The sequence below is a fragment of the Brucella pseudogrignonensis genome, from assembly GCF_032190615.1.
GTDB lineage: Bacteria > Pseudomonadota > Alphaproteobacteria > Rhizobiales > Rhizobiaceae > Brucella > Brucella pseudogrignonensis_B.
Map to the genome: position 1 here is coordinate 910718 of NZ_JAVLAT010000002.1, position 21590 is coordinate 932307.

The following is a 21590-nucleotide window of genomic DNA, read 5'->3' on the forward strand; positions in this document are numbered from 1 at the left end:
TCTATAAAAGATATAGAGCCGTTACGAAGGTTTATTAGGCTTGTTGCAAAAATATTGATTTTGGGTGGGGGTCTGCGGTTTTAAATTTCAAAGCGTAAAAAACGGGATCACCCAATCTGCTATGAGCTTGATCGACAGCCCAAAAAGCGTGAGCTGTACGAGCAGGAAAAACGGACCATCCGGCATGATACGGGTGAGCTTGGCACCAACGAACGTGCCGATAATCGCGGCAGGCAAAAGCCAAAGGCCAAGCGACCAGTCAAGATTGGAAAACTGCTGCAACTGCCAATAGGGGATCAGCTTAACCGCATTGACGATCGCAAAAAGAATGGTCGATGTGCCAGCAAATACCAGCTTTTCCAGATGCTGTGGCAGTACATACATCTGAAAGGGTGGTGCGCCGGAGTGTGAAACGAAACTTGTGAGGCCGGTTATAATTCCCCAAAAGGTTCCACCTGGGATATCTGCCTTACGCGCCGCGCGTCGGTATTTTGCACCGACCCAGACGTTGAAGCAGAAGAATAGCCCCACAAGTCCGACCATCATGCCGATGAATGTGCTGGAAAGATGCGAGCTGAAAAACCAGCCCAATCCGATCCCTACAATGGCAGCTGGCGTAAGAATTGCCAGATTTCGTGCTGAGAAGTGGTGGCGATAGAGGTAAAGCCCGAACATATCGCTGACGACATAGATTGGCAGCAACAGGGCTGCTGCCGTTACAGGCGAGATAACCAGAGCCATCAACGGTACTGATAACGTGCCTACGGACGGCAAACCACCTTTGGACAGGCCGACCAAAAAGGCTGCAATAACAGCTACTGTCATAAATAAGGGGGTATGCTCAAGCATTCACGCAGCAACCGTTATTGGGGTCAAATTTAGAGGATAAGCCGTTTTTCTCAGCTGTGCGCCCATTCCCAGTAAAGCGAACGTGCACGCTTTGTAACAGCACCGTATTCCAGCCTGCGGTCGTCAAAGCCGATAACTGGAACGACCTTGCTTAAGTTACCTGTAGAGAAGATTTCATCTGCTTCACGAAAATCTTCAAGCGTGAGGGAAATTTCGTGAACGCTCACTCCGGCCTCGCGCAAAAGTCCGATCACGCGCTGGCGTGTGATGCCGTTCAGGAATGTACCATTAGGAACCGGCGTGAAAACTTCTCCACCGCGAACCATGAAGACATTCGAGGTTGCCGTTTCTGCAACATTGCCGAGAACGTCTGTAACGAGCGCATTATGGAAGCCCTTGGCTTTCGCTTCACGCAGCATCCTTCCATTGTTCGGATAAAGGCATGCAGCCTTGGCATTCACGGGCATGACCTGCAGATAAGGACGATGAAACGAAGTTGTCGTAACGGTAAAGCCCTTTGGCTCGACCATTGGGATTTCTTCAAGACAAAGGGCAAAATCGGTTGATTCCGGCGCTGCCGCAACCGTGGTGCTATCGCCGTCTTCGGCCCAATACATCGGGCGGATATAGACATCTGTCCCCGGCGCGAACTTCTTCAAACCTTCGCGAGCGAGCGTTTCAATATCGCTGCCGCTCAGCATAGGTGCCAGTCCAAGCGCGCGTGCAGAGTCGTTTGCGCGTGCAGAGTGCCGATCAAGATCAGGCGTTACGCCTTCAAAAAGACGTGCACCGTCGAAAACGAGAGAGCCAAGCCATGTCGCATGTGAAGCTGCGCCGAGAATGCGTACATCGCCTTGATGCCACTCACCTTTGTAATAGGTCCAAGTTGCTCGCTTCTCAGCCATAGTTTTTATCCTTGATCGATTGCATTTCGTACCAAATCCCGCGCGAAGCGCTTTCAGTTCTAAATAGAATTGCTGGAAAGAGCTGGGGTAGGATATGAATCTGCGCTTTTATAGCATCAAACCCGAAACTGGAAACCAGTTTCGGGTTTTATAGCATCTTATATTGATCGGGCTTACGAGAGAGCGGGTCTATTTTTCTTCCGCCAAAGCAGGTGATGGATCCGATGTTGCAACGGCGGCTGGACCCGCAACACCGCGCTGACGCTCACGCACGAAGGTGAAAAGGCCGGAAATCGTGATTAGAACGATGCCGATAAGCATCGGAAGATCAATATGATCATGGAAAACGAAATATCCGAAGAGAATGGCCCAGATCATCTGGCTATATTGCGGGGACGCGATAGCACTGGCTGGCGCGCGCTGGGCTGCAAGCATGAGAAGAATGTTGGCGAATGCCGCAAGCAGGCCGTAGCCTGCGAGGTATCCCCATTGAATGGCGGACGGTGTCTGATAGCTTGGAATCATCAATGCGCCACAGATGAGGATGGGGCCGATAAGTCCCGCAGTATAAAGCGAGATACGCTTCTCCTTTTTACCCATTGCGCGAAAGATCACGATGCTGAAAGCTCCGCCCAGTCCACCGCCAAGCGCGCCAAGATGACCGATCGACAGTTCGCGAAAACCGGGGCGCAGCACCACAAGCACGCCAATAAAGCCGATGATAACTGCCGACCAGCGACGCCAGCCAACCTGCTCTTTAAGAAAAAGAACCGACAGGATTGTTACAAATGCTGGAAGCAGGAAAATCAGTGCAAAGGCTTCAGCCATTGATAGATGTGTGAAGGCGACAACGCTGCCAATCACCCCCATTGCTGCCGTGACTGTTCGAAGTAACCAGAGTTTTATATTTGTGGTTCGAAACATATCGAGCCACTGATCTTCCGGTTTCTTCGTGAATGGGATGGCAAGAATACCAAGCACGGCACCAAAAAACGCGATCTCATAGGGAGATAATGTACCGTCAATAAACTTGACGCATGCATCGCTGACAGCGAATGCAGCATAGGACGCAAACGCGAGGAAAATACCGTAAAGCATAGTGGTGTCCGCAAAAGCTAGAGATAAACTCCTCCGCCAAACGGCTTAATCGATTAAGACGAGTTTAGCAAAAGGCAAATTCTCTCAAAATCAAAAAAAAGATCGTCCGCTATGCCCTATGGGGTAGGCGATTGCGGCGTTTTCAAGAGCGCGAGCTCTAGCGAAAACGCATGCCTCATTTGCAATCATATCCGTGGTGGAAATTTGTGCAAAAGACTATTTATGAGGCATCCAACGAGGAGATAGAAAATGAACATTCGTCAGAAATTCCAGCAGTACGTTTCCCGTCGTCGTGCAATTCGTGAACTCGGTGCAATGGACGATCATCTTCTTGCCGATATCGGCGTATCGCGTTCTCAGATTCAGAGCGCAGTGTTCGGTAAGTAATCACTGATGGTGCGGCTGATAACTAATCGCCCGGTAAGTGAAACAAAATTGATATGACAAAGCGTCGGTGCTCCAGTCCCGGCGCTTTTGTTTTATAATTACTACTATAAATCAATAGAAATAGTAGATATCTATTATCCTAAGTAAAAATCTGATAAAATTAGTAATGATAATCGTCTTCCAATTTTGAGACGTTTTCCATGTTCATTTGAGACGTAAAACGCTTGTGAACATTAATCCTTGCAGTATTATTGATTTCGCGGGGGCTGGCGATGAAGATCTGTCTCTTTGGAGGGAGTTAAGTTGTCTGCAACCTTCATCGCCGCCAAATTTACAGGTTTTATTCCGTAGATATTTTCTGCGCATGCATATCTAATATTTGTGCAAGTAGTATATTATCTGGAGTTAACCCAATAGATTATTAGGTCTTGCGTATTAGGCAGCCACAAGGTTATGTGGCTGCCTAATACTTTTAGGATCTAGACATGCTTGAGCTTATAATAAAAGGAATTTTGATCGGACTCGGGGCAACGGTCGTTATGGACCTTTGGGCATTGGTTCTTGCCCAATTTCCGGGTCAATCGCGCCCGAATTGGGGATTGGTCGGACGCTGGTTTTGGCATTTGCGACAGGGTCAGATATTTCACGACGATATTGCTGCCACTAAGCCGTATATACATGAAGTCGCGTTAGGCTGGGTTGGCCATTATGCGGTCGGTATTCTTTATGGTGTCGTTTTTGCGCTTTATGGTGGCTTTGCCTGGTTTGCGAATCCCCTTTTTCTTCCTGCTTGGATATTTGGTATTATGACGGTGGCTGCTGGATGGTTTTTATTACAGCCTGGTCTGGGAATCGGTTGGGCCGCTTCGCGTTTACCGAATGCGGGAAACGTTCGCGTTCTCAACCTCATTGCGCATACATTTTTTGCTTTCGGTCTGTATGGCACAGGAATTTTACTTAAAACTGTATTTTAATCAGTGTGATAGCGGCAGAGACGCGAACTTAGCCTATTGCCAATTTTGAAGCACTTTCAAAAATATACATTTGAATAGCTGGCTAGCGTTATCGTTTGAGTCAGACCAAACTAAATCACGTTAATAAACAGACATTCTTGCGGCAGAACTGTGTTTTTTGTCGACTTGGGTGTATGGGGAACAAATCCGCTCGCTAACAGGCGGCTGCGGCTAACAAATACGGCAATCGCAATAGATTGCACCGATTTTCATCATCCAATCGCAAGCAATTGCTTTTGGCGGATTATGGGTGCTTTTGAATGCGCGCTTTTTGCCCTGGAGGGATCATGCTGGAAAAGCTGTTCAAATTGCAGGAACACGGAACATCGGTGAGAACGGAAGTGATCGCTGGTCTGACAACCTTCCTGACGATGTCTTACATCATCTTCGTCAATCCTGATATTCTGTCCAGCACGGGCATGGATCGAAATGCGGTTTTCGTCGCGACCTGTCTTGCGGCGGCACTTGGTTCGATCGTTATGGCGCTGGTCGCCAACTGGCCGATTGGTATGGCTCCGGGCATGGGTCTGAATGCCTTCTTCGCCTTCACCGTTGTTGGTGCTATGGGCTTTTCATGGCAGCAGGCGCTGGGTGCGGTGTTCATCTCTGGCATTATATTCCTGCTCCTCACCGTGACAGGTATTCGCCGGTGGCTTGTTGAAGGAATTCCACAATCCCTGCGAAGTGCCATTGCTGCCGGTATCGGCATGTTTCTGGCGCTGATCGGTCTCAAGAATGCCGGTATTGTTGTAGATAATCCTGCAACACTTGTTGGGCTTGGCGATCTACATGGTGCTGGTCCGCTTCTCGCAATTGCTGGCTTTTTCATCATCGCCGCGCTTGATGCCCTCAAAATACGTGGTGCAATTCTGATTGGTATTCTGGTTGTTACCATCGCATCGATTGCGCTTGGTATCACCGAGTTTAACGGCGTATTCGATACACCTCCAAGCCTGATGCCGACGTTCCTTCAGCTTGATATCATGGGCGCTTTGCACACCGGTATTCTGCATGTAATTCTGGTTTTCGTGCTTGTCGAAGTTTTTGACGCGACTGGAACGCTGATTGGTGTTGCAAAACGCGGCGGGCTGATCGAACCGGGTAAGCCCAACCGTCTCGGTAAAGCCTTGTTTGCTGATAGTACTGCCATCCTCGGCGGCTCCCTGCTCGGTACTTCGTCCACGACCGCTTATGTGGAAAGCGCATCCGGTGTACAGGCTGGTGGCCGTACAGGTTTGACAGCACTTGTTGTCGCGGTTCTTTTCCTTGCTGCACTCTTTATTTCGCCGCTTGCGGGTTCTGTTCCTGCCTATGCCACAGCGCCTGCGCTTGTATATGTCGCTTGCCTGATGATGCGTGAATTGTCGGAAATCAAGTGGGATGAGATCACGGAAGCAGCGCCTGCGGCTTTGACTGCGCTTGCAATCCCGTTCACCTATTCGATTGCGAATGGTCTTGCCTTTGGTTTTATCACATATGTTGTGCTCAAAGCAGTGACTGGCAAGGCGCGCGAGGTTCATCTGGCAACCTGGATCGTGGCAGCATTGTTTGTGATCCGCTTCGCATTCTTTCCCGAATAAACTTTAACGCCGGGGCAATGCCCTGGCGTTTTTCTTTCTGATTTGTATGGGAGTTGATTATGTCCTCAGATGAATTCAAGCTGCTCGAGAAGTTGATTGATGTCATTGAACACGACATCGTACCTTTGACTGAACAAGGGGTTTCGGAAGGCAACAAGGTTTTTGGCGCAGCTCTTTTGAACAAGTCTGATTTGTCTCTGGTGCTGGCCGAAACAAACAATGAGACAGAAAATCCACTGTGGCATGGCGAAGTCCATACGATAAAACGTTTCTATGAAATGTCTGAGCAAGGGCGTCCTGAAACGAAGGACATGATTTTCCTCTCAACGCACGAGCCATGCTCCATGTGCCTGTCCGCGATAACCTGGAGTGGTTTTGATAATTTCTACTATCTGTTCAGCCATGAAGATTCACGCGACGCATTTTCGATCCCGCATGATCTGAAGATTCTCAAGGAGGTCTTTACGCTTGAGCCGGGCGGTTACAACCACGACAATAGTTTCTGGCATAGCCATTCGATCCCGAAAATGGTGGCGGCACTGCCTGAGCCAGATCGGGCTCGTCTTGAAAAGCGGCTCGATGCCATCCGAGCCAAATATAATGAGATGTCGAATGCTTACCAGAGTTCCAAAGATGGAAATGTTATTCCGCTGAATTAATAAAAAGGCCGCATATGTTTAATATGCGGCCTTCTCAGTTTTAAATCTTGTCGAGAAGATTGCGCTTTTGCAAGTTTTGGATCAGCGCACGAATGCCGAACGTCCATTCAGCACATTTGTCGGTCCGGTCGACCCAATTGACGAGGCGTCCGAGTTTCGGCGTCGAAATTTCAACCTTATCGCCGATTTCGTGCGTAAAGCCCTGGCCTGCGCCGCGACGGTCCTTCACTGGTGCAAACATTGTGCCGAGGAAAAGAACAGCGCCATCCGGGTATTGATGATTGCGATTCATCATCTGTCCCGCAAGGTCTTCAGGGTCGCGACTGATTGCTTCCATCGGGCTTTCGCCCGTCATTTCAAAGCCGTCCGTTCCGGTAACATGCAACGAAAGCTTAAGCTTACGCAGAACGTCCATGGTGAATTCACCGTCGAAGAGACGGATGAACGGGCCAATGGCGCAGGATGCATTGTTATCTTTGGCCTTGCCGAGCAGAAGGGCCGAGCGACCTTCAACGTCTCGCAGATTGACATCATTGCCAAGCGTTGCGCCGACAATACGACCATCAGAGGCGACAGCCAGTACAACTTCCGGCTCCGGATTGTTCCATTGTGAAATCGGCAGGATGCCAACAGTATCCCCACAACCCATCGAAGACATTGGCTGCGATTTTGTGAAAATTTCCGCATCGGGTCCAATGCCGACTTCGAGATATTGCGACCAGAGGCCCATATCCTGAAGCAGCGCTTTAACTTGTGCCGCCTTTTCGGAGCCAGCGGCCACGCCACGTAGGCTGTCGCCAATTACTGGCGCCAAACGTTTGCGCACTTCCAACGCACGGGTAGGGTCTCCCTTTGCTTGTTCTTCGATCACGCGTTCAAGCATACTGTCTGCGAAAGTAACGCCCGCTGCCTTGATAGACTGAAGATCAATCGGCGCAAGCAATTCACCTTTTTCGCCAGAAAGATAGTCATCGAGCGCGCCAAGATCAGCAAAGCGGCTCACATCTTTTAACTCTTCAACCAGCTGCTTGCGTTCCAGAAGCCCTGAGACGGTTGCCGAAATGCTGGATAGATTGTGAACATGACCGTTTGCGACGAGTACAGGGCATGGGCCATTTTCTTCCTTGGACCATACGCGTCCGATGAGGACTGCTGAAGCGCTGTCTTCAGGTAAAATCACAGATGAGTTCAGAGTATGCTTGTCTTGCACAGGTTTTCCTCCCGGTGTGCTCTGTTCATGATGCAAATTTAAGTCGTAGAGCAGATAGAAGAGATACCGCAACATTCAACAGACCCGCATGTGGTACTGCAAACGGCATCACAACGGAACTCCTCTAAATTATATTGTTGGGTTGTCTGATAACTGTATATTCGATGTTTGAAAACTAGTTTATGTGTAGCTTGCCATGAAACATGATCATTTCATGGGGTACGCTTACGCAATCTGGCGCATCAAAACGTTAAACAGATCTGGCCGTCAGCTTTCGCTTGACTTGATAAAAAACTGACGACAAATCAATGGCACAGAATATAGGGGAAGCAGCATACGATGTTCGGTGAAATCAGGCGTAACGAACAGCTTCCAGCTCGGATTGCTTCTGAAATTGTCCGCCAAATTAGCGAGGGCAGTTGGTTGCCGGGGCATAAATTGCCGACTGAACATAATCTTGCGCAAAGCTTCGGTGTTAGCCGTTCTGTCATCCGTGAGGCGATTGCTCAATTGCGCAACGAAGGGCTTATCGAAACGCGGCAGGGTGTCGGTGCCTTTGTCACCGAGCCTGATCGCCGCCATGCTATTCGGATCGAGCCTGAAACACTTGCTGACCGTGACCATTTTCGCAGCCTTTTTCAATTGCGCATGGCGCTTGAAATCGAAGCTGCGGGTCTTGCTGCGGTGCATCATACCGCTGACGATTTGCACAAGCTGGATGCTGCATTGGCTAAGATGACAGGTGGTGAAAAATGGTCTGATGACGGCATTGCTGCGGATCTTACATTTCATCGTGTGCTTGCGAGCGCTACGCACAATGAGTATTTTCCCTTGGTGCTTGGATTTATTGCAGAGCGTATCAGTCAGGCCATCCGCGCAGCACGCGCGCGTGCCGTTCTTGAAGAGATTGTAGAGATTACGATCGCCGAGCATGTTGCCATTCGCGATGCGATTGCAACGCGCGATCCGCTGAAAGCACGTGACGTTATGCGCAACCATGTCGTGGGTGCTGCAAACCGCGTTAATCTTCAGCTGGAAACATTTTGAGGATCAGGAACATGCATATTATTGTGATGGGTGTCTCCGGTTCTGGAAAATCGACTGTTGGCGAAAAGCTCGCTGAGGCGCTCAACCTGCCTTTTCTGGAAGGTGATAGCCTGCATCCTCAATCCAATGTCGATAAAATGGTGGCTGGAATTCCGTTGCAGGATGAAGACCGTTGGCCGTGGCTGGAACAGATCGGTGAACGCCTCGCCGCTGAGCATGATGGTATCGTGGTATCATGCTCATCGTTAAAGAAAAGCTATCGCGACCGGATGCGTGCTGCGTCTGGCGGACCGCTGATGTTTGTCTTTCTCGATGGGAGTTTTGACATTTTACATCAGCATATGGGGCAAAGAACGGGCCACTTCATGCCCGTAAAAATGCTGGAAAGCCAGCTTGCAACGCTTGAAAGCCCCGTTGGTGAAGCACTGGTTTTTCGTGCCGATGTAGCTGACCCAATCGAGAAAATCGTTGCGGAAAGTCTCGACTGGATTCGTTCTGTAAAGGACGGGCTATCGTAAAGGCCAGAAGAACATCAGTGCTGGTACAGTCACCAGTGCGATGATGATCGACAAAGGCAGTCCAAGTCTCGGATAGTCGCTGAACTTATAGCCACCCGGTCCCATCACGAGTGTATTGCATTGATGTCCGATTGGTGTGAGGAAATCGCAGCCTGCTCCAATTGCGACTGCCATCAGAAATGCTTCGGGCTTGAAACCAAGACCGGATGCAAAGCTGGTTGCAATTGGCGCCATGACAAGGACGGTTGCCGCGTTATTAAGAAATGGCGTTACCATCATGGCTGTGACCAGAATAAGCGCCAGCGCGCCATAGGGCGGCAATTGGTGGCCTATTCCTGAAAGCCATTGCGCTATCAGTTCAGTTCCGCCGGATGTGCGCAGCGCGTCTGATACGGGTATGAGTGCCGCAAGCATGACCAGAATGGGTCCATCAATTTCGTCATAGACCTCGTTGATCGGGATGACTTTAAACAGCAGCATCGCAACTGCCGCGGCGAAGAACGCAATAGCCACAGGGACAATGCTGAACGCCGTGGCCCCAATCGCTGCGATCAGTATCGAAAGAGGAATGAGTGCGCGTCGGACACTGCCGAGCATCAGCTTGCGACGAGCCAGTGGCAGTAATTCAAATTCTGTCAAAAAGCTCGAAAGATTCGCTTGCCTGCCTTGCAAGACGATCACATCACCAAAGCTTAACCGCACTTCGCTCAGCCGTTCAGAAATGCGCTGTCCGGGACGACTGACGGCCAGCAGATTGACCTCGTAGCGCGCATAGAGATCGAGCTGTTGAGCATTCAGACCTACAAGACGGGAATTGGTTCCAATAACCGCTTCGACCGTTTCGATCTGGGTCGAACCGCTTGTCTCTGATGGGTTGCGATTTTTCGACAGCGTGAGCTTGCCGGAGCTGACAACCGTATCCAGAGCTTTTGGATCGCCTTCGAGAAGCACGATGTCATTTTCGGCAAGGACGGTATCGGGCAGGGGCGTGATGCGGCTTTTCTTACGAATGATCGACGTCACCATAGCCTCACCTTCAGCAGGCTTTATGAGGTCGCTGATACGCTTTCCCAAGACTGAAGAATTTGCAGAGACACTGGCTTCGGATGCGTAGTTTTTAATCTTGATGGCATCGTCCAGTGATACGCTTTCACGCGTACGCTGTGGCACGAGCCAATAGAATGTGACCAGATAAATAAGGCCAACAACTGCCAGAACAGCACCGACGGGGGTGAAGTCGAACATCGTGAAAGGCTCGCCAACCATTTCACCGCGAATGCGCGACACAACGATGTTAGGTGAGGTGCCGACCTGTGTCATCAGTCCGCCAATCAACGCACCGAATGCCATCGGCATCAGAAAAGTCGAAGGCGATACATTGGAACGTCGGGCGAACTGAAACGCGACCGGAATCATGATTGCCAATGCACCGACATTTTTAACAAAGGCGGATAAAACCGTGACGATTGCGACAAGAACCGCAAGCTGTAATCTTACGCTGTTCAGATCGGGAAGAAAACGCTGAACTGCTTCCTGCATGAGGCCGGAGCGTGCTACACCCGCGCTTACAATCAGGGCGCTACCGACAATAATAACGATGTCATCGCTGAAGCCTGTAAAGGCCTGATCATATGGAACGACACCAACTGCTACGGCCAGTAGCAGCGAGCATAGAGCGACAATATCGTAGCGGAATCTGCCCCAGATAAATGCCCCCATCATGAGAATTATCACAGCGAAGGACAGTATCTGCTGATGGGTCATGTAATGCGCATTCCTCAGAAAGAGAAAAATATTCTACGGTTGTGTAGCGCATAAATTCTAAAACGAAAACGGCTAATAAGCGGACTTATTATGTTTCGGGCGCTCAGTTTCCTGAACGCCCGAGATTGAAATTAGTTGCTTGCGAAATTAGTTGCTTGCGCGGCGACCGTCAGCGCTAAAAATATGCACGTCTTTTGCAGACGCACCAATTTTCACAACTTCATCCACCGAATGTTCAGAACGGCCCGGAACGCGGAAGATCAGTGGCTTGCCATCAGTGAGCGAGCCATGGATATAGCTTTCAGCACCGACCAACTCGATTGCTTCAATACGAACTTCGGTATTGAAACCATCAGCTTCTGCTTCACCATTTTCAATGATGCGAATGTCTTCCGGACGCACACCAAAGGTGTATTTGTCTGACGGAAGCGCTACGGCTTGACCCGGTTGCCAGACATTGTTTTCGCCGCTGTCCAGCAGGTTCATCGATGGTGAACCGATGAAGGTCGCAACGAATGTCGAAGCTGGCTTTTCATAAAGCTCGATAGGTGTTCCGACCTGCTCGATATTACCGGCATTCAACACCACAAGACGATCGGCCATTGTCATGGCTTCCATCTGGTCATGTGTCACGTAAACGCTTGTTGTTCCAAGCGCACGCTGAAGACGCTTGATTTCAACGCGCATCTGTACGCGCAGTTTCGCATCGAGATTCGATAACGGTTCATCGAAAAGGAATGCGGATGGTTCACGAACAATAGCGCGACCCATCGCGACGCGTTGGCGCTGACCACCGGAAAGCTGACGCGGCTTGCGATCAAGGAACTGCTCGATTTCAAGCGCTTTCGCAGCTTTAGCAATACGGCGCTCGATTTCGTCCTTTGGTGTTTTACGATTTTTCAGGCCATAGGCGAGGTTTTCGCGCACCGTCATATGCGGGTAAAGCGCATAGTTCTGGAACACCATCGCGATATCGCGCTCGGCTGGTTCCACGTCGTTGACGACGCGGTCACCGATGGAAATTGTGCCACCGGTAATGCCTTCAAGACCTGCAATCATGCGCAGAAGCGTGGACTTGCCGCAGCCCGACGGGCCGACGAGCACAACAAATTCTCCGTCCTGAATATCCAGCGAAACGCCTTTGATGACTTCAATGCCGCCGCCATAGCTCTTGCGGACATTCTCAAGAATGATCTTGCTCATTATTTTTCCGTTTCCACGAGACCTTTGACGAACCAGCGCTGCATGAGAACAACAACGAGGATCGGTGGTATGATAGCCAGAATGGCTGTAACCATGACGTAGTTCCACGGTGTGGAAGCATCAGCGAAATCGACCATACGACGCAGGCCAATGATGATCGTGTTCATTTTCGCATCATTGGTGACGAGCAGTGGCCACAGATACTGGGTCCAGCCATAAATGAAGAGAATGACGAAGAGGGCCGCAATGTTGGTCTTCGACAGTGGCAGCAGAATGTCGCGCATGAAGCGGAATGGTCCTGCATTATCAATGCGAGCCGCTTCTACCAATTCACCGGGAATTGTGAGGAAGAATTGGCGGAACAGGAAAGTTGCCGTTGCAGACGCCATCAACGGCAGTGTCAGACCTGCATATGTGTCGATCATGCCAAGATCTACAATGACCTTATAAGTTGGCAGAATACGCACTTCGACTGGCAGCATCAGTGTGACGAAGATCATCCAGAAGAAGAACATGCGGCAGGGAAAGCGGAAGAACACAATCGCGAAGGCTGACATGAACGAGATGATGATCTTGCCGACTGCTATGAGCATTGCCACCACAAACGAGTTCCAAAGAAGGCGTTCAAGACTGACGCCGACGACACGCTCGACGCCACCGAAGATGGCTTCATTGTAGTTTTCCAGCATGTGTCCACCGGGAACAAGCTGGATGGGGGGACGAAGAATGTCACCTGACGTGAGTGTCGATGCGACAAATGTATAGTAGATCGGAAAGGCGACAACGATGATCCCGATGATCAGGATCAGATGACCTAACAGATTTGAGACTGGTCGTTTTTCTATCATGGTCGCCTCACTCACGAATAATGCACGCGCTTCTCAATGAAGCGGAACTGGAATGCGGTCAGGGCGATTACGATAATCATCAGAATAACCGACTGCGCAGAGGATGAGCCGAGGTTAAGATTGACGAAGCCGTCGTTATAAACCTTGTAGACCAGTGTTTCTGTTGCCTTGGCTGGGCCGCCACCCGTGACGGCATGGATGATGCCAAACGTGTCGAAGAAGGCGTAAACCGTATTGACCACCAACAGGAAGAAAGTCGTCGGTGCCAGAAGAGGGAAAACGATTGACCAGAAACGCCGTGCGCCACGTGCGCCATCGATGGCCGCAGCCTCAATCAGCGATTTTGGGATAGCCTGAAGGCCCGCTACAAAGAACAGGAAATTATAGGAAATCTGTTTCCATGCGGCTGCACCGACGATCATCGCCATGGCCTGATTGCCATTGAGTAGCGGATCCCATGCGAAACCTGCACTACGCAGCATATAAGCCAGCGTACCCATTGCAGGGTTAAACATGAACAGCCAGAGCATACCAGCGACAGCGGGTGCCACTGCATAAGGCCAGATCAGAAGTGTTCGATAGAAGGTCTTACCGCGAATAACCTTGTCGGCAGCGGTTGCAAGCAACAAAGCTGCGCCCATAGCAACCAATGCGGTCAGGAGATTGAAGACAATCGTCACCTGAACAGAATGAAGATAGTTCGGATCAGACAGAACATTGGTGAAATTGGCTAATCCAACAAATGTCGATTTTAACCCAAAAGCGTCTTCACGCATGAAGGACTGATAAATAGCCTGACTTGCTGGCCAGAAAAAGAAGATCACAGTCAATATGATCTGCGGAGCCAGCAGCAAATAGGGTAAGATTTTGTTTGGAAACGTGACATTTTGCACGGGGAGTTTCCTTGCGGATAGCAATGCCGCCAAACCCTCTGAGGCTAGGCGGCACGCTTTCGTTCATCACATTATTGTGCGGCTGCTATCGCGTCGTTTGAACGTTTAACAGCATTTTCGAGAGCAGTTTTTGCATCCTGCTTACCGCCAAGCATCGCTTCATATTCTTCGTTCAGAATATCGCGAACCTGTGGCAGGTTGACGAGGCGAACGCCCTTTGAATTCTCGGTTGGCGCTTTGCCCATCATCTGAAGGATTGGCGTTTCACGGCCCGGGTTCTTTTCATAGAAGTCCGAGTTTTTCGTTGCTTCATAAGCAGCCATCGTCACAGGCAGATAGCCTGATTTTTCATGCAGCTTCTTCTGGATGTTGGTCTGCGAAAGGAAGTTGAAGAACTGTGCGATGCCCTTGTACTGGTCGTCGCTAAGGCCTGCAAAAACCCAGAGACTCGCGCCGCCAGGAATGGTGTTCTGCGGGCCATGACCTTCGTAATAAGGTAGCTGGCCGATACCGTAGTTCATACCGGACTTGACGATGTCACCAAGACCACCCGACGATTCGGTCAGGATTGCGCACTCGCCAGACGTAAAGAGCTGCTTGGCTTCCGAAGTACGACCGCCGTAACGGAAGGTGCCGTCTTTAGCGAGGTCAGCAATAGCCTGGAAATGCTCAGCGAAAAGTGGCTCATTGATTTTGAGTTCAACGTTGGTGCCGCCAAGACCATTTTCATTGGTGCCAAAGGAAACGTTGTTCCATGCGGAGAAGTTTTCAGTCTGAATCCATGTCAGCCATGTTGACGTGAAACCACAAGGAGCGGCGCCGCTCGCCTTGATCTTCTTCGCAGCTTCGAAAACTTCCGGCCATGTCTTAGGCGGGTTGTTTTCATCAAGGCCAGCTTTCTTGAAAGCGTCCTTGTTATAATAAAGGATTGGCGATGAGGAATTGTAAGGGAACGACAGCATCGTGCCGTCTGGCTTGGAGTAATAAGCGACGATGCCCGGCAGATATTGTGACTTGTCGAACTTATAGCCGCCTTTTTCCAGAACTTCTGCTGCAGGCACAACAGCGCCCTCAGCTGCCATCATCACGCCGCTACCCGCGTCGAAGACCTGTATGATCGCAGGTGGCTGCTTGGAACGGAACGCGGCAATACCAGCATTCAACGTTTCAGGGTAGCTGCCCTTATAGACTGGAACGATCTTGTATTCGCTCTGGCTTTCGTTGAACTCTTTCGAAAGCTCATTGATCATTTCGTTGTTGGCGCCAGTCATGCCGTGCCACCAGCTCAGCTCTGTCTGTGCGAAAGCCTGTGAGCCAAGAGTTAGGGCAAGCGCGCCAGTCAGCGCGGAAGTTGTGATCAGACGGGTAAGCATATTTCCTCCTCGGAAATGAGGTTTCGTCAACTTTAAGAACGGATTCGTTCCACTCTCAAGGTCCCGATACCTGCATTATGGTTATTACACTTATATGACTGCAAATTCGCTAAAGGGCAACTTTTCTCTCCCTTAATAGAATAAAACCGAAAATGTTAACGGGTGAAAGGAAAAAAAACGAAAAAGAAACGATAATTTTGTGCAGAAGATGTGGATAGTGTTCTGAATCAGCCTTCCATCAAGCTCGTATTCTTGGCTTTGGGGTTAGCCTCCAGTTTTCACGATTGTCGAAAAAATATTTATGCCCCTTATAAAGGCTAATAAACAATAATCTGCAAACCCATGGGCTTGCGCCAAAATTCGCCCCCAATGAAGTGATATTCCTCAAAAATGCTAATCAGTTTTTGCTCATTTTTAAGTAGTTTTGAATAAGCACTGTTTTCACATGCGGACAGTTCATTGTCCGAGAATGCCTGATGGAGATTTTATGCCCCCCCATGCCGACTGGAATGCAGCCTCGTTGTCTGCCAAGCATTATTCCAGAACATGGTGTAAGGATGAGCCGGGCGGGGTCATCATTGGCTTTGATCTTGATGGGGTGAAATTTGCTTATGCCGGAGGGCTTGAGAGCCTTTCGACAGGTATTCCTTTCACGGCAAATACTGTTATCCGATATGCGTCCATCACCAAGCATATTTTTTGCACGATGCTGTTGCGCCATTCCGACTTGATTGCCCTTGATGATCGCCTTGGTGAGCACATTCCAGAGTTGCAGATGCCACTCGCTGATGTGACCGTCGCCCGTGCATTGGATATGACGGGCGGCTTACCGGATGCGCGTGAGTGCCTGACGCTATTGGGACTATCCGTATATTCTCATACGAATGCAGCAAGCCTGATGGAGTTTCTTGCCAGTTTAGAGCGGCTTAATTTTCCCGCAGGCACGGAATTATCATATTCCAATACCGGGTATCGACTGGTTGAATCGGCATTCGAGCGCAGAGGTGTCTTGTTAAAAGACTATGTGCGCTCTGGAATAAATCAGCCCCTTAATATCTGTATGGAAGCTCCAGATGAGTGGGCTGATCCCGTCAAAGGTCTTGTCCCTGGGTACTTTAAAGCCAATGGTAAATGGCAGCAAAGCAGCGCGGGTTTACATCTTTCCGCATCGGGTAGCGTGGCGGGTAGCGGTATGGCGCTCACAAAATGGCTGCAAGCCCTTTTGGCCGGTGACGGCGCATCGAACGGATTGCTCTCGACACTCTCAGCGGAGCATTTTCTAAGTGACGGTCGTCCGACAGGTTACGGTTTAGGTCTGCGCTGGGATGATATTGACGGGAAGCGGGTCATTGGTCATGGCGGCTCGCATCCGGGCTATAAAAGTTATTTCTTGCTAGATACGATCGATAAAACCGGCATAGTCGTGGTCTGTAATCGAGAAGATGCCGACACACATACAATCGCACGTGACTGCATGGCGGCACTTTATGGGCTATCTCTGCCTGAAAAGACGTCCACGATTCCGGATGGTTTGTATGTTGCCGACACTGGCCCATTCTGGCTTGAGATGCGTGACGGCTTTGCAAATTATCTCGGCGCCGAAGACAGACTTTACGATGTTGGGGACGGTTGGACTTCCTCCTTGTCTGCCTCATCACCGATGAAATTGCGCTGGGATGGTGACTTTCTGCAAGGGGAAATTGGCCATGTGAGGCGTAAATTGCGGCCAGTGCATCCAAAGCCAGTCGCAAAAGAATTTGACGGACGCTGGAATGCTCCGATTTATGGAGCGTCATTCACCGTGGATAATGGCCACATTATTATGGGGATCGGCCCGACGCGTCAGATCATGCCGCTTGAAGATTTGGGCCATGGTCGCGCCTTGTTTGCGTTGCAGGATGGGCCTTGGAGCAAGCGCATCTGCATGCATCTCATTGGTGAAAACAGGCTTGAATTGGTTCTCAATCGGAGCCGAGTCATCGAATATCAGCGTTGAAGTTGCTTCATTGTGTTACTTTCGGGAAATTGATTCCGAAAATGATTTGAATGGAGTGAGCCAATGCTGGAACAGATGATCGATCAGGGTGCCGGTCGTGAGCCCGCCGATATCGTGTTGAAAGGTGGTCGCTTCTTTGATCTGGTAACTGGTGAACTGGTTGAGAGCGACATTGCGATTTGTGGTGATCGCATTGTTGGGACATTCGGCACATATCATGGCAAACAAGAGATCGATATAAGCGGGCGTATTGTTGTTCCGGGCTTTATCGATACGCATCTCCATATTGAATCATCACACATTACACCGCATGAGTTTGATCGTTGCGTGCTGCCGCAGGGTGTTACAACTGTCGTTTGCGATCCGCATGAGATCGCCAATGTGCTGGGTGCTGAAGGTTTAAAATATTTCCTTGATAGTTCGCTTGAGACTATCATGGATATTCGCGTGCAGCTTTCAAGCTGTGTGCCCGCGACCCACATGGAAACTTCGGGCGCCGAACTCCTGATCGATGATCTTTTGCCGTTCGCAGACCACCCAAAGGTAATTGGCCTAGCTGAGTTTATGAATTTCCCCGGCGTGCTTTCAAAAGATGCTGAATGTATGGCTAAGCTCAAAGCCTTTCAGGGACGTCACATTGATGGTCATGCGCCGCTTCTGCGTGGATTCGACCTGAATGGTTACATTGCTGCGGGTATTCGCACAGAGCATGAAGCGACCAGTGCGGAAGAGGCGCTGGAAAAAATGCGTAAGGGCATGCATGTGCTGGTGCGCGAGGGTTCGGTCTCGAAAGACCTGCACGCTTTGATGCCGATCATCACTGAACGTCATTCGCCGTTCTTGTCGCTTTGCACCGATGATCGCAATCCGCTCGATATCGCTGATCAGGGACATCTCGATTATCTTATTCGCACGGCCATTGCCGGTGGCGTAGAGCCGTTGGCAATCTACCGCGCTGCAAGTGTCTCGGCTGCGCGTGCTTTTGGGATGCATGATCGCGGTCTGGTGGCGCCGGGACAGCGCGCCGATCTTGTGATCATTGATAGTCTTGAAAGCTGTCACGCAGAAATCGTGCTTTCTGCGGGAAGGGTGGTTTCGAAAGAGTTGTTCGCAACCCGCAAAACGGTCGCCGAAGTTGGTCGTAACAGCGTTAAGGCGCAAAAGGTCAGCGCAACGAATTTCCGGTCGCAATCTAACAGCGGTAAAACACGTGCAATTGGCATTGTTCCGGGCAAGATCATCACCGAAAGCCTCGAATTTGATCTGAAAGTCGGTCCGCATGGCGTTGAAGCTGATCTTGAGCGCGATGTGGTCAAAATTGCGGTGGTTGAGCGTCATGGCAAGAACGGCAATATTGCTACCGGATTTGTTCATGGATTTGGCTTGAAAGCTGGCGCTATTGCATCGACTGTGAGCCACGACAGTCATAATATCTGTGTGGTCGGGGTTTCCGATGAGGACATCGCGGCTGCGACGAACCGTCTGGGCGAAATCGAAGGTGGCTTTGTTGTGGTGCGAGATGGCAAAGTACTCGCAGAAATGCCTTTGCCGATCGCAGGGTTAATGAGTGTTGAACCTTACGAAACCGTGCGCGAGCAGCTCCGCACGCTGCGCCATGCCGCAGAAGAACTGGGCTCCACACTGGAAGAACCGTTCCTCCAGCTGGCCTTTGTCGCTCTGCCCGTTATTCCGCACCTCAAGATCACGGATCGGGGGCTTGTCGATGTTGATAAGTTTGAGTTTGTCGGGAATTAGTATTGTGTCATAAATGCTTTAAAATTTCTTGTTAAGGCGCTGGCAAAAATAGGATTTTTGACCATGCAGTTTTTGAATACTTTCAACTTTTTTCCGTTTCTCGATACGGCAGTGAGTTACACTGCCGCTTTCATCTTTGGTACATTGATCGGTGCGGAGCGTCAGTATCGTCAGCGAACAGCTGGCTTGCGAACCAATGCGCTCGTTGCGCTTGGCGCTGCTGCGTTCGTCGATCTTGCTGCGCGTCTTGCGGGCAATGCTGAAGCTTTGCGCGTGATCGCATATGTGGTTTCCGGGGTTGGCTTCCTCGGTGCCGGTGTCATCATGAAGGAAGGCATGAATGTCCGCGGCCTTAATACGGCTGCGACGCTGTGGTGCTCTGCAGCGGTCGGTGCCTGCGCCGGCACGGATATGCTGGCGGAAGCAGCATTGTTGACCGTTTACGTTTTGCTTGGAAACACGCTGCTCCGTCCGCTCGTCAATCTCATTAACCGTATTCCCGTTGATCAGCAGGCGCTCGAACAAACCTATGAGGTTCGGGTTATCGCCTCTCACAACGCTATGGAAGAAATGCGAGAATTGCTCGTTGAAAAGCTGGCACAGGCCAAATATCCGGTGGGTGACGTGGAGATTTCCGATCGGAATGCCGAGACGGTTGAGATTCTCGCAACACTTGTAAATACGTCAATTGACCCCGAAGAAATCGACGCAGTCACGCAGTTTATGGAAAAACATCCGGGCGTATTTTATGCAGGATGGGAAGGCAGTTCCAAGGATTGATTACCGATCAATCCGCGTCGACAAAATGATCGAGGACATGGTGCGTTCAACGCCTTCGAGCGCACCAATCGTGTCGAGGACAATATCCAGCTCTTGGATCGACGGCGCTTCGACCACCACAATCATATCGAAATGACCGCTAACGGAGTGCAATGTGCGCACAGCCATGATACCGCGCAGCGCGGTCTCAACTTTTGGTGCAAATTTCGGCAGCGCCGTCACAAGCACATGCGCACGCACGAGATCGCGCTCAAATTCGGGAGCGATTCGAACGGTATAGCCTTCGATGACGCCGCGCTTTTCCAGCTTTTCCAGCCTGCTTTGCACAGTCGTGCGTGATACACCGAGCTTGCGCGCAAGATCGGCAGTGGATGCACGTGCGTTTTCACGTAGCAGTGCAATAAGGGCAAGATCGGCATTTGTCGTCATAATGCATATTATTTACGTCAAATTGCACAAACAAACAACGTGAAATCGTCAGTTTACACGCTTCTTTTCGCCGAAAAATATGAGATTCTTAGCGCATCGAAATTGAAATACCCAAACAGATTTACAGGGGAATACACATGAAAGAGATCGTTGTTGTTGGTGCGGGCAAAATCGGCGCAACCATTGCCGATCTTCTGGCTTCGACTGGTGACTATGCTGTAACGGTTATCGACCGTTCGCAGGCACAGCTTGATGCGCTGGACACGGGTGCGGAAGTCAAGAAGCAGGCGCTCGATATTTCAGATGCCAATGCTCTTGAAGCCGTTCTGACTGGCAAGTTTGCGGTTCTGAGTGCTGCTCCATTCCAGCTGACCACACTGATCGCAGAAGCAGCAGCCAAGACCGGTGTGCATTATCTTGATCTGACCGAAGACGTTGCAAGCACCAAGCGCGTCATGGAACTGGCGAAGGATGCAAACACAGCATTCATTCCACAGTGTGGTCTGGCTCCGGGCTTCATTTCAATCGTTGCTTACGATCTCGCAAAGCGCTTTGACACGCTGGAAAACGTACGTATGCGCGTTGGCGCTCTGCCAGAATTTCCATCGAATGCTCTTAACTACAATCTCACATGGAGCACCGACGGCCTGATCAACGAATATATCGAGCCATGTGAAGCTATCGTCAACGGCCAGCTCACCAAGGTTCCAGCTCTTGAAGAGCGTGAAGAGTTCTCGCTCGACGGCGTAACCTACGAAGCGTTCAACACATCTGGCGGCCTCGGCACGCTTTGCGATACGCTTGAAGGCAAAGTGCGTACGCTCAACTACCGCACCATCCGTTATCCAGGTCACGTTGCGCTGATGAAGGCGCTGCTGAACGATCTTGGCTTGCGTCATCGCCGTGAAGTGCTGAAAGACATTTTCGAAAATGCGCTGCCAAGCACACTTCAGGACGTTATTGTGATTTTCGTAACGGTTTCGGGTACCAAGAACGGTCGTCTGGTTCAGGAAACCTATGCCAACAAAGTCTATGCCAATCAGGTTGGCAAGATCGTTCGTTCCGGCATCCAGATCACGACAGCATCGGCAATTTGTGCTGTACTCGACATGCTTGCCAAGGGTGAAATTGCGCAGAAGGGCTTTGTTCGTCAGGAAGACATCACGCTTGATGCATTCCTCGCAAACCGCTTTGGTAAAGCCTATGCTCAGGAAGATCACGCAACGCGTTTGGTTGCCTGAAAGCATAATTAAGGCCATATCGGACCCGTTGCGTTTTACACG

General features: G+C 50.3%; 20 protein-coding genes. 10 read left to right on the forward strand and 10 right to left on the reverse strand.

Annotation, left to right across the window (positions count from 1 at the left end):
• Positions 1 to 87: 87 nt before the first annotated feature.
• The 3 genes from RI570_RS15580 to RI570_RS15590 form a co-directional block, all read right to left on the reverse strand.
• Entirely contained in the window at positions 88 to 849 is a 762-nt protein-coding gene (locus RI570_RS15580; protein ID WP_313829483.1) for a sulfite exporter TauE/SafE family protein, read from the reverse strand.
• Between the two features lie 50 nt (positions 850 to 899).
• The gene (locus RI570_RS15585) at positions 900 to 1754 is read right to left on the reverse strand and encodes a branched-chain amino acid aminotransferase (RefSeq protein ID WP_313829485.1); all 855 of its coding nucleotides are present in this window, start codon (positions 1752 to 1754) and stop codon (positions 900 to 902) included.
• A 189-nt stretch (positions 1755 to 1943) separates the two neighbouring features.
• The gene (locus tag RI570_RS15590; protein ID WP_313829487.1) at positions 1944 to 2852 is read right to left on the reverse strand and encodes a DMT family transporter; all 909 of its coding nucleotides are present in this window, start codon (positions 2850 to 2852) and stop codon (positions 1944 to 1946) included.
• A gap of 249 nt (positions 2853 to 3101) precedes the next feature.
• On the opposite strand from RI570_RS15590, the gene RI570_RS15595 reads away from it, so the two are divergent.
• The 4 genes from RI570_RS15595 to RI570_RS15610 all read left to right on the forward strand — a co-directional run bounded on the left by RI570_RS15595 (position 3102) and on the right by RI570_RS15610 (position 6491).
• On the forward strand, positions 3102 to 3239 hold the full coding sequence (locus tag RI570_RS15595; protein WP_007879385.1) for a DUF1127 domain-containing protein: 138 nt from the start codon (positions 3102 to 3104) through the stop codon (positions 3237 to 3239).
• 485 nt (positions 3240 to 3724) lie between these two features.
• Positions 3725 to 4213 carry a DUF2938 domain-containing protein gene (locus tag RI570_RS15600; RefSeq protein ID WP_313829488.1) on the forward strand — a complete coding sequence of 163 codons (489 nt, stop codon included), beginning with the start codon at positions 3725 to 3727 and terminating at the stop codon, positions 4211 to 4213.
• 326 nt (positions 4214 to 4539) lie between these two features.
• A complete protein-coding gene (locus RI570_RS15605) occupies positions 4540 to 5832 on the forward strand; it encodes an NCS2 family permease (protein WP_313829490.1) in 1293 nt (430 codons plus the stop codon).
• Between the two features lie 59 nt (positions 5833 to 5891).
• A complete protein-coding gene (locus tag RI570_RS15610; protein ID WP_313829491.1) occupies positions 5892 to 6491 on the forward strand; it encodes a nucleoside deaminase in 600 nt (199 codons plus the stop codon).
• A 40-nt stretch (positions 6492 to 6531) separates the two neighbouring features.
• On the opposite strand, the gene RI570_RS15615 is transcribed toward RI570_RS15610, so the two are convergent.
• Positions 6532 to 7701, reverse strand: a complete 1170-nt coding sequence (locus tag RI570_RS15615) for a fumarylacetoacetate hydrolase family protein (RefSeq protein ID WP_313829492.1) — start codon at positions 7699 to 7701, stop codon at positions 6532 to 6534.
• A gap of 339 nt (positions 7702 to 8040) precedes the next feature.
• On the opposite strand from RI570_RS15615, the gene RI570_RS15620 reads away from it, so the two are divergent.
• Both RI570_RS15620 and RI570_RS15625 read left to right on the forward strand, forming a co-directional pair.
• Positions 8041 to 8748 (forward strand): FadR/GntR family transcriptional regulator, encoded by a 708-nt coding sequence (locus RI570_RS15620; RefSeq protein WP_313829493.1) that lies wholly within the window; start codon positions 8041 to 8043, stop codon positions 8746 to 8748.
• An 11-nt stretch (positions 8749 to 8759) separates the two neighbouring features.
• Positions 8760 to 9266, forward strand: coding sequence for a gluconokinase (locus tag RI570_RS15625; RefSeq protein WP_313829494.1), 507 nt, complete (start codon positions 8760 to 8762; stop codon positions 9264 to 9266).
• Here the strand turns inward: RI570_RS15625 and RI570_RS15630 are convergent.
• The 5 genes from RI570_RS15630 to ugpB form a co-directional block, all read right to left on the reverse strand.
• On the reverse strand, positions 9258 to 11030 hold the full coding sequence (locus RI570_RS15630; RefSeq protein ID WP_313829495.1) for an SLC13 family permease: 1773 nt from the start codon (positions 11028 to 11030) through the stop codon (positions 9258 to 9260). The two genes, RI570_RS15625 and RI570_RS15630, sit on opposite strands and share 9 nt — an antisense overlap.
• 147 nt (positions 11031 to 11177) lie before the next feature.
• A complete protein-coding gene (locus RI570_RS15635) occupies positions 11178 to 12233 on the reverse strand; it encodes a sn-glycerol-3-phosphate import ATP-binding protein UgpC (RefSeq protein WP_313829496.1) in 1056 nt (351 codons plus the stop codon).
• Positions 12233 to 13081, reverse strand: coding sequence for a sn-glycerol-3-phosphate ABC transporter permease UgpE (gene ugpE / locus RI570_RS15640; RefSeq protein ID WP_310012031.1), 849 nt, complete (start codon positions 13079 to 13081; stop codon positions 12233 to 12235). The genes RI570_RS15635 and ugpE overlap by 1 nt, the downstream gene beginning before the upstream one ends.
• Before the next feature lie 11 nt (positions 13082 to 13092).
• Positions 13093 to 13974: a sn-glycerol-3-phosphate ABC transporter permease UgpA gene (gene ugpA / locus RI570_RS15645; protein ID WP_313829497.1), complete on the reverse strand. Its 882-nt coding sequence runs from the start codon at positions 13972 to 13974 to the stop codon at positions 13093 to 13095.
• Between the two features lie 71 nt (positions 13975 to 14045).
• Positions 14046 to 15347 carry a sn-glycerol-3-phosphate ABC transporter substrate-binding protein UgpB gene (gene ugpB / locus RI570_RS15650; RefSeq protein WP_313829498.1) on the reverse strand — a complete coding sequence of 434 codons (1302 nt, stop codon included), beginning with the start codon at positions 15345 to 15347 and terminating at the stop codon, positions 14046 to 14048.
• Positions 15348 to 15834: 487 nt separating this feature from the next.
• Here ugpB and RI570_RS15655 point away from each other — a divergent pair, with 487 nt between their 5' ends.
• From RI570_RS15655 to RI570_RS15665, 3 genes are all read left to right on the forward strand, one after another.
• The gene (locus RI570_RS15655; protein WP_313829499.1) at positions 15835 to 17343 is read left to right on the forward strand and encodes a serine hydrolase domain-containing protein; all 1509 of its coding nucleotides are present in this window, start codon (positions 15835 to 15837) and stop codon (positions 17341 to 17343) included.
• Between the two features lie 63 nt (positions 17344 to 17406).
• A complete protein-coding gene (ade, locus tag RI570_RS15660; protein ID WP_409558683.1) occupies positions 17407 to 19098 on the forward strand; it encodes an adenine deaminase in 1692 nt (563 codons plus the stop codon).
• 63 nt (positions 19099 to 19161) lie between these two features.
• Positions 19162 to 19878 (forward strand): MgtC/SapB family protein, encoded by a 717-nt coding sequence (locus tag RI570_RS15665; protein WP_313829500.1) that lies wholly within the window; start codon positions 19162 to 19164, stop codon positions 19876 to 19878.
• Here the strand turns inward: RI570_RS15665 and RI570_RS15670 are convergent, their stop codons facing one another.
• On the reverse strand, positions 19879 to 20307 hold the full coding sequence (locus tag RI570_RS15670) for an Lrp/AsnC family transcriptional regulator (protein ID WP_313829501.1): 429 nt from the start codon (positions 20305 to 20307) through the stop codon (positions 19879 to 19881).
• 119 nt (positions 20308 to 20426) lie between these two features.
• Here RI570_RS15670 and RI570_RS15675 point away from each other — a divergent pair, with 119 nt between their 5' ends.
• A complete protein-coding gene (locus RI570_RS15675) occupies positions 20427 to 21548 on the forward strand; it encodes a saccharopine dehydrogenase family protein (RefSeq protein WP_313830068.1) in 1122 nt (373 codons plus the stop codon).
• Positions 21549 to 21590: the final 42 nt, after the last annotated feature.